Annotated in this window: 6 protein-coding genes and 2 pseudogenes; 7 read left to right on the top strand and 1 reads right to left on the bottom strand. The window is 40.7% G+C overall.

Going from position 1 to position 12,817, the window contains the following annotated elements:
- The first annotated feature begins 103 nt into the window (after positions 1-103).
- Positions 104-3,589: a DNA polymerase III subunit alpha gene (gene dnaE, locus CEX73_RS03320; protein ID WP_101627162.1), complete on the top strand. Its 3,486-nt coding sequence runs from the start codon at positions 104-106 to the stop codon at positions 3,587-3,589.
- 16 nt (positions 3,590-3,605) lie between these two features.
- Positions 3,606-4,565, top strand: coding sequence for an acetyl-CoA carboxylase carboxyl transferase subunit alpha (gene accA, locus CEX73_RS03315; RefSeq protein WP_101627161.1), 960 nt, complete (start codon positions 3,606-3,608; stop codon positions 4,563-4,565).
- A gap of 75 nt (positions 4,566-4,640) precedes the next feature.
- Here accA and metC read toward each other — a convergent pair.
- Positions 4,641-5,846, bottom strand: a pseudogene (metC, locus tag CEX73_RS03310) (cystathionine beta-lyase).
- Positions 5,847-6,260: 414 nt separating this feature from the next.
- Between metC and mutH the strand changes: the two are divergent.
- The 5 genes and pseudogenes from mutH (at position 6,261) to recC (ending at position 12,792) form a co-directional block, all read left to right on the top strand.
- Positions 6,261-6,929 (top strand): annotated as a pseudogene (gene mutH, locus CEX73_RS03305) (DNA mismatch repair endonuclease MutH).
- Positions 6,930-7,077: 148 nt separating this feature from the next.
- Entirely contained in the window at positions 7,078-7,605 is a 528-nt protein-coding gene (gene rppH, locus CEX73_RS03300; RefSeq protein ID WP_101627159.1) for an RNA pyrophosphohydrolase, read from the top strand.
- 119 nt (positions 7,606-7,724) lie between these two features.
- Positions 7,725-8,582, top strand: a complete 858-nt coding sequence (lgt, locus tag CEX73_RS03295) for a prolipoprotein diacylglyceryl transferase (RefSeq protein ID WP_101627157.1) — start codon at positions 7,725-7,727, stop codon at positions 8,580-8,582.
- A 42-nt stretch (positions 8,583-8,624) separates the two neighbouring features.
- Positions 8,625-9,419 carry a thymidylate synthase gene (thyA, locus tag CEX73_RS03290; RefSeq protein ID WP_101627156.1) on the top strand — a complete coding sequence of 265 codons (795 nt, stop codon included), beginning with the start codon at positions 8,625-8,627 and terminating at the stop codon, positions 9,417-9,419.
- Between the two features lie 34 nt (positions 9,420-9,453).
- Entirely contained in the window at positions 9,454-12,792 is a 3,339-nt protein-coding gene (recC, locus tag CEX73_RS03285) for an exodeoxyribonuclease V subunit gamma (protein WP_101627155.1), read from the top strand.
- Positions 12,793-12,817: the final 25 nt, after the last annotated feature.

Here is a 12,817-nt window from a genome sequence, read left to right as displayed (position 1 = left end):
GATGAATAAATAGCAGCGATACATCAAACATGTTCCTAATATTATTTCGCTCAAAATAAAAGCGTTGCCTTGGTTAAACTCTAGTAAAAACAAACGAAAAACAATGACAGAACCACGTTTTATTCATCTACATATACACAGCGACTATTCTATGATTGATGGGTTGATAAAAGTCAGTTCATTGGTCGAAAAAGCAGTGGAGCTGCAGATGCCTGCGTTAGCTCTCACAGATTTTACTAATATTTGCGGGATGATCAAATTTTATAAAGCAGCCCATCGTGCCGGTATTAAGCCCATTATCGGTGCTGATTTCTTAATGCAAAGTGAGATACTAGGCAATGAACTGTCGGAATTAACGATTCTAACTACTAATAACTTTGGCTATAAGTGTTTAACTATGCTTATTTCCCAGGCTTATCAGCGAGGCTATGATGCTGCTGGTCCAGTTATCGATCGCAACTGGCTTATCCAGCATAATGAAGGCTTGATTCTTCTTTCTGGTGCACGTAAAGGTGAGATTGGACAATTATTAATGTCTGGCAAAATATCACAAGTAAAAGAGTGCATAACTTTTTATCAGCGCTATTTTCCACAACGATATTATCTTGAACTTATTCGCACTGGTAGACCTAATGAAGAAAGCTATCTAAATGCTGCGGTAGAGCTAGCGAAGCACTACTGTTTGCCAGTAGTAGCCACTAATGACGTACGTTTTATCAGTTCTGATGATTTCTATGCCCACGAGATTAGAGTAGCTATCCATGAAGGATATACGTTAGACAACATCAAGCGGTCGCGTAACTATAGCTCGCAGCAGTATCTTCGTAGCGAACAGGATATGTGCGAGTTATTTCATGATCTGCCCGAAGCGCTAGCTAACAGCGTGGAAATCGCTCGTCGTTGTAATGTCACTATCCGCCTTGGTGAATATTTTTTACCACAATTTCCTACCGGTAATATGTCTACTGAAGATTATTTCATCACATTATCACGTAAAGGGTTAGAAGAGAGACTGACTTTTCTTTTTCCAGATTCTCTCCAGCGGAGCGAAAAACGATTACCTTACGATCAACGGCTGGATACAGAGCTGCAAGTAATTAACAAAATGGGATTTCCAGGCTACTTCCTTATAGTTATGGAATTTATACAATGGTCTAAAGATAACAATGTACCAGTAGGCCCAGGACGCGGATCCGGCGCTGGTTCTCTAGTAGCCTATGCGCTGAAAATAACCGATATCGATCCGCTGGCGTTTGATCTCCTCTTTGAGAGGTTTCTCAATCCTGAGCGTGTATCGATGCCAGATTTTGATGTTGATTTCTGTATGGAAAAACGAGATCTAGTAATTGATCATGTTACCGAAACTTATGGTCGTGATGCGGTATCACAGATTATAACGTTTGGTACTATGGCGGCTAAGGCGGTCATCCGCGATGTCGGTAGGGTATTAGGTTATCCTTATAAATGGATTAATCGAATCTCTAAACTAGTGCCTCCTGATCCAGGAATAATGCTCGAAACAGCTTTAATTACCGAACCGCAACTGCAGGCTATATATAACTGTGATCAAGATATTAAGGTGCTGATAGACATAGCACGAAAGTTAGAGGGAGTGATCCGCCACGTTGGTAAACACGCAGGTGGAGTAGTTATTGCACCCACGAAAATTACCGATTTCGCGCCGCTATATTGTGACGCAAAAGGTAATAATCCTATGACTCAATTCGATAAAAACGATGTAGAGCACGCTGGTTTAGTCAAGTTTGATTTCCTAGGCCTACGTACTCTGACCATCATAAACCGAGCGCTGGAAATAATTAACACTAAACGAGCGCTTCATAAGCAGACGATCATTGATATCGCTGCCATTCCATTGGAGGACAAAAAAAGTTTTAATATGCTACGATGTGGAGATACTACTGCCGTGTTCCAACTAGAATCACGCGGCATGAAAGATCTTATTAAGCGCTTACAGCCAGACTGTTTCGAAGATATGATAGCATTAGTAGCACTATTTCGTCCGGGTCCACTTCAGTCTGGTATGGTAGAGAATTTTATAGACCGTAAACATGGTCGTGAAGCCATCTGTTACCCAGATCTTCAATGGCAACACCAGTCTTTACAACCTATTTTAGAACCTACCTACGGTATTATTCTTTATCAGGAACAGGTAATGCAGATAGCCCAGATACTTGCAGGGTATACACTTGGCGAAGCTGATATGTTACGCCGTGCTATGGGTAAAAAAAATCCGGAAGAAATGGCTAATCAACGCAGTATTTTTAAGGCTGGCGCAGAACATATCGGGGTCGAAGGTGAGCTATCAATGAAGATTTTTGACTTAGTAGAAAAGTTCGCTGGATATGGCTTTAATAAATCCCACCCTGCAGCCTATGCGCTAGTTTCCTACCAAACGCTGTGGCTGAAAGCGCATTATCCGGCTGAATTCATGGCGGCTGCCATGACTACAGATATAGATAATATCGATAAAGTAGTGGGGCTAGTAGACGAATGCTTACGTATAGGTATTACAATACTACCGCCTGATATCAACATCAGTCAGTATCATTTTCATGTCAATGAAGAGGGAGAAATTGTTTATGGTCTTGGTGCGATTAAAGGCGTCGGTGAGGGGCCGATAGCTACAATTATAGAAGCTCGAAATAAAGGCGGAAATTTTAGCAATTTATTTAATTTGTGCGCACGTACATACAGCAAAAAGCTGAACCGACGTATACTAGAAAAGCTGATCATGTCTGGGGCTTGCGATAGACTAGGACCACACCGCGCTGCATTGATAAACTTGTTAGATGTTGCACTAAAGACCACTGATCAACATGAGAAATCCAAGGCAATCGGTCAGATAGATATGTTCGGTATGCGGGTATATAAGTCAACAGACTGTTCCAATAACAAAAAGATACCATTATGGTCGGAACAGATCCTTCTTAAAGGCGAACGTGACACTTTGGGACTTTATTTAACAGGTCACCCTATTACGCAATATTTACATGAGATCGAACATTATACTGGAGGAGTACGCTTAAAAGATATGCCTTTTATAACTAGGGGTCAAAGAATAACGGTAGTTGGTTTAGTTTTATCGTTACGAGTAATAGTGACCAAGCAAGGTAATCGTATCGGCGTATGCACTCTAGATGATCGCTCTGGACATTTGGACGTTATTATTTTTACCGATATGTTAGAACAATATCAATCTTGGTTAGAAACAGATCGTATTTTACTCGTCGAAGGAGAGGTGAACTTTGATTATTTTAAAGGAAGCTTTAAGCTGATTGCGCGTAAAATCATGGATATTAACACCGCACGTAAAAAATATGCATGTGGACTGGCTATATTGCTGACTGCTAAACAAATGAATGAACAGTTTTTGAACCGTCTTTGCTTATCTTTGAAATCACATGCCTTAGGAACAATTCCAGTACATCTTTATTATCAAAGAGAAAGAGAAAAGGCACGTGCACGACTTTATTTCAGTGCCACTTGGCTAGTTATACCGACTGATCATTTACTGAATGATTTACGTACTTTGGTAGGCAATGAACGGGTTAAACTAGAATTTTACTAATAGAGACATACTATGTATGAGTATCAATTGTCTTGATTTTGAACAACCTATTGCCGATATCGAAGCAAAGATTGACTCGCTGACATCGGTTATCAGTCAAAATGAAACATATGATGTTAATCTTAATGAAGAGATACAGCGCCTACGTGAAAAAGGTATAGAATTAACCAGTAAAATTTTTTCTAACCTAAGCGCATGGCAAATTGCTCAGTTAGCACGGCATCCCCGCCGACCATATACGCTCGATTATGTGCGGTATATTTTTACCGATTTTGACGAACTAGCAGGGGATCGTGCTTATGCTGACGATAAAGCTATCGTCGGCGGATTAGCACGCATCGATTTGCGTCCTGTGATGATCATTGGCCACCAGAAAGGACGAGAAACGAAAGAAAAAATCTATCGCAACTTTGGTATGCCGGCCCCAGAAGGTTATCGTAAAGCATTACGCTTAATGGATATGGCGGATAGATTTAGTATACCACTACTTACATTTATTGATACCCCTGGTGCCTATCCTGGGGTAGGGGCGGAAGAGCGTGGTCAGTCTGAAGCGATCGCTACAAATCTACGCAAAATGGCTGGATTACGGGTCCCAGTAATTAGTACCGTTATAGGTGAGGGTGGATCTGGTGGTGCATTAGCTATTGGTGTTGGCGATAAGGTAAATATGCTAAAATATAGCACCTATTCAGTCATATCGCCAGAAGGCTGTGCATCTATATTGTGGAAAAGTGCCGATAAAGCCCCACTGGCAGCTGAAGCAATGGGAATCAGCGCCACGCGTCTGAAGGCGCTTGAACTAGTCGATAGTATTATACCGGAGCCTCTAGGTGGCGCTCATCGCGATATACCTGCCATCGCTGCTTCATTAAAAAAGCAGCTACTATTTGATTTAGCCGAGTTAGATAATCTGAACGAAGAAGAGCTACTCAACCGTCGTTATCAACGCATAATGAAATATGGTTATTGTTGAGTGATAAACTGACTGCATAAAACTAACCATTTAATATTTATAGCAAAACCGTACTAAAATTTAATCTGTATTTACTTAATTAATATCAGAGCTTTGTGCAATACGTACAAAACCATCTGATAAATCGTTGATCAAATCATCGCTATTTTCTAGTCCGATATGTAGCCGTATTAATGTACCGGTGAAGTCTATACCACCAGCTGGACGGATGGCGGAGAGCTCTTCTGGTTGGTTAGCTAGTATTAATGATTCAAAACCTCCCCAGGAGTAAGCTATGCTAAAATATTCAAAATTATTTAAATAATAAGCCAGTTGCGTATCGCTCAGCCTTTGTTTCAGAACAAAAGAAAAAAGACCACTCGCACCGCTAAAATCGCGCATGAAAACTTCGTGTCCTTTACAACTAGGTAGTGCTGGATGGTTAACTATCGCTACCTCAGGTCGTTGAGTTAGCCATCGCGCGATACATAACCCATTTTCTTCATGTTGTTGTAACCTGATGCCAAGTGTACGTAACCCCCTAGAAGCCATATAAGCTGTATCGGCATCGACCATTTGTCCCATCAGATAGGACTGCTCACGTAGCTGATCCCAGCAACGTGTATTAGCTACTGCTGTACCAATCATACCATCAGAGTGACCAATAATATATTTAGTACCTGCTTGAATAGAAATATCTACTCCTAAATCTAATGCCTTAAGTAACACCCCAGCTGACCAGGTATTATCTAACATAATAACGATAGCAGGTTTGGTCACACGTACCGCTTGCACTATTGCAGGAATATCTTGTACCTCCATTGTGATAGAACCTGGTGATTCGAGCACAATAATCTGAGTATTAGGCCTAATTAAATCGCTGATACCAGCGCCTATTAGTGGATCAAACCAGGTAGTAGTTATGTTCATTTTACCTAAAATATGCTTGCAAAAGTTTTGGGTAGGTTCATAAGCCGAACCAGTCACTAAAATATGACCACCTGCCTATACAAAAGAAAGAATAGCGTGAGTTACAGCAGCTGCTCCGCAAGGATAAAGAGCGCAGCCAGCGCCATTTTCCAGCTCTACCATTGCCTGCTGCAATGAAAAATGGGTCAGAGTACCGCGTCGGCCGTAAAATAACTCGCCGCTGGCGCGTCCAGCGGCGGCTTGTTTTTGCTTTTGGACTGAATCGAACACAAGTGAGGATGCACGCTGTATTACGGTATTAACTGCGCCATGAGTAAATTTTTTGTCTCTACCGGCACTTGTAAGCGTAGTTGCTAATTTTTTCGCCATCATGATACGCATTTGACCTTTATACCAAATATTGGTTAATGATTTATCATTATTAAATGATAAGGTTTTTTTAATCTCATCTGGAGAATGGAGACCAATCTTCACCGAACCGATTACTAACTTATTCAAAATAAATATCTATTTATTTAATAAATAACAAATGATCTTTTTTGTTTTAGTCTTAAGAGAAGTGAAGTGTTAAGCAACATCGACTTAATTTATTGGACCGATGGCGTTGTACCGTATCAAACAAAAACTATTTCGCTAATATACTTAATACTGGCATAAGATTAGTACTAGAACAAAACTAGATAAGTTAATAACTCAAATTGAGTATTAGTATAACATGAAAGAAAAAACTAAAAGAATAGAATTCATTCTTATCTATTCATAGATAACAAATAGGAATGCTCCCCTATGGAACCCCCAGCTAATGAAATGGAACTATTATGCCGCGCTCAAGCGCTGGCTGGTTTCTCCTTAGGAGAACTAGCTGCGCATGCTACTATAGTCATACCAGACAGCCTTAAGCGATATAAAGGTTGGATAGGTGTATTACTAGAACAATATCTTGGTGCTAGCGCAGGTAATAAGCCTGAACAAGATTTTCCAGCGATTGGTGTTGAATTAAAAACTATTCCAGTAGATAAAAACGGCTACCCCCTCTAAACAACCTTTGTCTGCGTTGCCCCGCTGACCGGCAATAGTGGTCTAACATGGGAAGTAAGCTATGTACGCTATAAGTTAGCGCGTGTTTTGTGGATACCAGTAGAAGGACAGCGGGAAATACCTTTAGCCCAACGGCGTATCGGTGCTCCGCTTTTGTGGAGCCCAGATGCACAAGAAGTACTACAGTTACAGTGCGATTGGGAGGAACTTATGGATCTTATTGTACTAGGTAAGGTAAAGCATATTACTGGTAGCCATGGCGAAGTACTGCAACTACGACCCAAAGCTGCTAATAGTCAAGCTTTAACCGCAGCTATTGGTGAATTAGGTCAACCGATACGCACCATGCCGCTAGGCTTTTACCTAAAAAAAAACTTTACCGGTAAGTTACTAGCACGCCACTTTCTAGTCATGTAGCAATCAACTCATGTTAGTTGATTGCTACATGGAATCATAGCTATTCAGCTACTAAAGCTAATCTTAAAAAGCAATAGTTTACCGTACTGTGCTAGTATGAAAGAATTAAAACATATTGTTATGTTTGTTATGTAATCGAGGCAGTTCGGTGATCGATGATGATGGCTACCGCCCGAATGTTGGTATTGTAATCTGTAATTTAGATGTACAGGTGTTGTGGGCCAGACGATACGGACAAAACTCCTGGCAGTTTCCCCAAGGCGGCATTAATACTGGTGAGACCGCTGAACAAGCTATGTACCGCGAATTGTTTGAAGAAGTAGGGTTAAGCCACAAAGATGTGCGTATCTTAACTTCGACACGTAATTGGTTACGGTATAAGCTTCCCAAGCGGCTAGTACGTTGTGATACCAAGCCGATATGTATCGGTCAAAAGCAAAAATGGTTTTTGTTACAACTAGTCTGTCAAGATACAGAGATTAACATGCAGCGCGGTGGGATACCTGAATTTGACTGCTGGCGATGGGTTAGCTTTTGGTATCCTATTCGTCAGATTGTTTCCTTTAAGCGGGACGTCTATCGTAAAGTGATGAAGGAATTCTCCAATCGAGTAATGCAGCTACAGTGGCATGATACTGCAACACAACGGGTAGCTGTTGCTTATAAAAGCAAATAGAGTTTTTTCTCTTATGAAAATGAAGTCAAGAAGCTTAGTTTAGTCGAGAAAAGTATGTCAACAACACTAAATAGTAGTGTAGCTAGTCAAATTAATCATCTCAACTGTGGTGGTCATCAATGACAACCAAATATTTCTTTTTTCCTCAATTAGACCCTGTTTTGTTGTCTTTGGGGCCAGTATCTTTGCATTGGTATGGTATTATGTATCTAATAGGTTTCCTATTTGCCATGTGGATGGCAATTAGATATGCTAATAAGCCTTGCAACGATTGGACGACAAAAGAAGCAGTAGACTTATTGTACATATGTTTTATGGGTCTATTTATCGGCGGCCGTATTGGTTATGTGTGTTTTTATAACTTACCGCTATTTATCGATAATCCACTGTATTTATTTAAAGTATGGGATGGTGGCATGTCATTCCATGGTGGTCTAGTTGGCGTCATTATTGTAATGTTTTGGTTCGCTGGCCGCGCCAAACGTAATTTTTTCCAAGTATCTGATTTTATCACTCCTATGGTTCCGTTCGGCCTAGGAGTAGGACGATTAGGTAATTTTATTAATGGCGAACTATGGGGCAGAGTGACTACTGATACTAGTTGGGCGATGTTGTTTCCAGGTTCTATAGATACAGATCAAGCGCTACTGCTTACCAATCCGCAATTACGATTGCTATTTGAGCAATATGGTATGCTGCCTCGTCATCCATCCCAACTATATGAAATGATACTAGAAGGAGTAGTGTTGTTTATCATTATTAATCTTTTTATTTGTAAGCAGCGTCCAATAGGCAGCGTATCTGGTTTATTCCTCATTTGTTATGGTGTATTCCGCATTATAGTGGAATTTTTCCGTCAGCCTGATGCCCAATTAGGATTGTTCAACGGTATTATGAGTATGGGACAGATGCTTTCTGTACCAATGATTTTTGCAGGTGTTATTATTCTATTCTGGTCTTATTACCGCCTTACTTAACTTAGTTTTGATCGATATAATAACTTTACTTTATGAAGTATTATGAAACAGTATTTGGAATTGATGCGCTTAGTGCGCACACAGGGTACATCAAAAGCAGATCGTACAAATACTGGTACATTGTCTGTTTTCGGTCATCAGATGCGCTTCAACCTACGCGATGGTTTCCCTTTAATAACTACTAAAAAATGTCATCTACGTTCAATTATCTATGAATTGCTCTGGTTCCTTAATGGCGATACTAATGTGGATTATCTGAGAAAAAATAAAGTTACTATTTGGGATGAATGGATAAACGAAGATAGTGATCTTGGTCCCATTTACGGGCGCCAGTGGCGTGCGTGGGGCACTGCAGACGGACGTTATATTGATCAATTAAGCTATGTTATGAATCAGTTAAAGCACAATCCCGATTCGCGCCGCATTATTGTTTCTGCTTGGAATGTTGGTGAAATAAACCAAATGGCGCTAGCGCCATGTCATGTTCTTTTCCAATTTTATGTCGCTAATGGCGTTTTGTCATGTCAGCTCTATCAACGCTCATGCGATCTTTTTCTCGGTCTACCGTTCAATATATCTAGTTACGCACTACTTATGCATATGGTGGCACAACAGTGCGATCTCCAGCTGGGAGAGTTCATCTGGACAGGTGGAGATATTCACTTATATAGTAACCACTTAGAGCAGACAGATCTACAACTCAAACGTAATCCGCGGTCGTTACCGCAGCTGGTGATCCATCGTCGGCCTATGTCATTATTTCAATATGAATTTGAGGATTTTTATTTAAGCGGCTACGATCCTCATCCTGCTATAAAAGCTCCAGTTGCCATTTAAATAATCTCATCCTTGGATTGGAAGGGAAGAGTTTATGTTTACTATTTATTACTCTAACCAACTAGATTTATTAAAAACTTTAACTGCCAGATTAATATCTAGCAGTAAACTACCTGATCTACTACAGCCAGAAGTAATATTAGTACATAGTTATGGCATGGCGCAGTGGATGCAGATGGAGTTAGCGGTGTCGTTCGGTATTGCGGCTAATATTGACTTTACCCTGCCAGCAAGTTTTATTTGGAAAATGTTTACCTGTGTGCTACCAGATGTTCCCGCTGAAAGTGTGTTCTCGAAGTCAGCAATGACTTGGAGACTAATGGCGATTATACCACGTTTTTACCATCAACCTGATTTTGATGTCGTTAGCCAGTATCTTAGTGATGACGTAGATAAGCGTAAACAATTTTCTTTCGCGGCACGTGTGGCAGATTTATTTGAAGAATATTTAATATTTCGCCCAGACTGGTTAGAAAAATGGCAGCATGGAAAGCAACTAAATCATTTAGGTCAAGACCAGCGCTGGCAAGCTACGCTGTGGCAAGCGCTAATTGAAGATATCTTTAGTGCTCACCTGTTCCTATGCCATGACGCTAATTTATATCAGCGCTTCATTAATGTCTTGATGCAAAGCGCAAAACGTCCATCTGGATTACCAGATCGTATATTTATCTGTGGAATTTCTTCGCTACCACCTACCTATTTGCAAGTACTACAGGCGCTAGGCAACCATATAGACATCCACCTAATGTTTATAAATCCCTGCCGTTACTACTGGGGAGACATACGTGATCGTACTAATACGTGCCTTACCTTACCACCGGTGCACTACCAGACGCTTCATGACCAAAGATATGAGCAAATGCAGATAAATAATCCTCTATTAGCATCTTGGGGTAAACTAGGACGAGATACTCTATATCTGCTATCGCAGCTAAAGAACGTACAGGAAGTCGACGCTTTTGTTGAATCTTCTGAGGAAGATTGCCTACTCAGCTTATTGCAGCGAGATATACTAGAACTAGAAAATTATAGCGTTAACTATAATTATAATATACCGAATTACACAAATAGAAAGCGATTACTACAGCTTAAAGATCGTTCTATCAGTATACATATTTGCCATAGTCCACAGCGAGAAATAGAAGTTTTATACGATAGTCTGCTGACGATGATGGCGCAAGAACCATATATTTTACCGCGTGAAGTAATTATTATGGTTACTGATATTGATCGTTATACCCCAGCTATTCAGGCTGTATTTGGCAACGCAGTAGCAGGTCGTTATCTACCGTTTGCTATTTGTGATTACCAAGCAAAGCATATCCATCCAGTATTACCAGTTTTTCTTAGTCTGCTTGAACTACCGCGTAGTAGATTTACCGCTGAAGAAGTATTAGCTCTGCTAGAAGTTCCAGCGCTAGCAGCACGTTTCTCTATTAGTCAAGATAATTTAAAACTGCTGCGCCACTGGGTAGCTGAATCTGGTATTCGCTGGGGGCTAGATGACGATACCATGCGCGATCTTATGTTACCTGCTACCGGTCAACATACCTGGCAGTTTGGTTTAAACCGCATGTTATTAGGCTATGCGATGGAGAGTAAGAGCGGAGCATGGCAGGGAATTTTACCTTATGATGAATCTAGAGCACTAATAGCTGAATTGGTAGGACCGTTGGCAGAACTCTTGATGATGTTACGCCGCTGGCGTCATAATTTAGCTAAGGCTCGTCAGCTAAAGGAATGGTTAACTTGCGCCAGAGATATAATCAAAGATTTTTTTCTCCCTGAAGTAGAGGGAGAAGCCGAAGCAGCGCTAGCTCTAGTAGTAAATCACTGGCAGCAGATGCTGCAGTTTGGTATAGAAGCCAATTATGACCGGCCGGTACCGATTACTTTATTATATGATGAACTAGCCATACGTCTAAATCAAGAACGCATAAGCCAGCGTTTTATAGCAGGCAAGATAAATTTTTGTACCCTTATGCCAATGCGCTCGATTCCTTTCAAAGTAGTTTGCTTACTGGGAATGAACGACGGCGTATACCCGCATTCTTTGTTACCGGTAGGTTTTAATTTAATGGCACAGCAGCCACGTCGCGGCGATCGTAATAAGCGCGACGAAGATCGCTATCTGTTTCTTGAAGCATTGTTGGCCGCCCAACAGCGACTCTACATTAGTTTTATTGGGCGAGCAATTCAAGATAATAGGCAGCGCTATCCATCGGTACTAGTTAGTGAATTAACGGATTATATTGCACAAAGCTTTTATCTCCCCGGCGATGAACAGCTTGATGAAGAAACTAGCGCTATGCATGTACGCACCCATTTATGGCAATGGCATAGTCGCATGCCTTTTGCGCCCACTAATTTCATACCAGGCAGCGAAAATCATAGTTTTGCTGAGGAATGGCTTTTGGCAGCTAAAGCTGGTAGTAGTGGGGACTGCAAGCGACAAGATTTTATTAGATCGTTAAGTAGTGGGTCACAAAATATACTATTATTTGAGGATTTAAAACGTTTTTATAATCATCCAGTACGCGCCTGGTTCCAGCAGAAGTTAGCTATTTGGTTCTGTCAAGAACCCCCAGATATCGCTGAAGCGGAACCATTTACTATAACAGGTACTAATCGTTATCAGATTAACGAAATACTATTAAATACGCTCATTGAGGAAAAGAACATTGATGTACTATACCAAAAAGTGCGTGCAGCTGGTTTACTGACTTATGGTGCTTTTGGCAAACTATACTGGACTAAACAATGTCACAAAATGATGATACTAGCAGATAAGATTCGTGCATTTCTTTTACCAGAGCGACATAGCCAGGAAGTAATGCTAACTATTGGTCACACAGAACTAACTGGCTGGCTACCGCAAGTGCAAGATAATGGTTTATTGCGCTGGCGTCCAGGTTATCTTTCTATGAAAGATGGTTTACAACTATGGCTCGAGCATCTGGCTTATTGTGCCATGGGCGGTAAGAGTGAAAGCCGTATTTTGGGTATTAATAGTCAGTGGCATTTCTCAATGCTATCAACGGAGGAAGCTCATAAGTATTTACGAACACTGGTTAATGGCTATTGGCAAGGAATATCAGAGCCGTTATATTTGCTGAATCGTTCAGGTGGGGCATGGTTAACTCACAGCTTTAACCGTAAAACTAGAACTATAGATTGGGAGGTAAACCGTCAAAGGGAAGCGCGTGAGAAAATGATTCATGCTTGGCAAGGAGATAATTTTTTCTCCGGGGAAAATAGCGATCCTTATTTACAACGGATAATGCCTCAATTTCATGAAAAAGATATCACAGCGACGATTCAAGCTGCAGTATCTTATTTTCTACCGCTATTAAAGCACAATATAGCGTAAATCATAAAATATGACTAATATGAAT

It is taken from the genome of Candidatus Palibaumannia cicadellinicola (genome assembly GCF_002855795.1).
Classification (GTDB): domain Bacteria; phylum Pseudomonadota; class Gammaproteobacteria; order Enterobacterales; family Enterobacteriaceae; genus Baumannia; species Baumannia cicadellinicola_C.
Note: the sequence above shows the minus strand (reverse complement) of the source record. Positions and strands in the feature narration are given on the sequence as shown.

Bases quoted from the DNA above. Each gene is read 5' to 3' on its own strand.
- dnaE (WP_101627162.1), top strand. From the start codon at position 104: ATGACAGAACCACGTTTTATTCATCTACATATACACAGCGACTATTCT.
- accA (WP_101627161.1), top strand. From the start codon at position 3,606: ATGAGTATCAATTGTCTTGATTTTGAACAACCTATTGCCGATATCGAA.
- lgt (WP_101627157.1), top strand. From the start codon at position 7,725: ATGACAACCAAATATTTCTTTTTTCCTCAATTAGACCCTGTTTTGTTG.
- thyA (WP_101627156.1), top strand. From the start codon at position 8,625: ATGAAACAGTATTTGGAATTGATGCGCTTAGTGCGCACACAGGGTACA.
- recC (WP_101627155.1), top strand. From the start codon at position 9,454: ATGTTTACTATTTATTACTCTAACCAACTAGATTTATTAAAAACTTTA.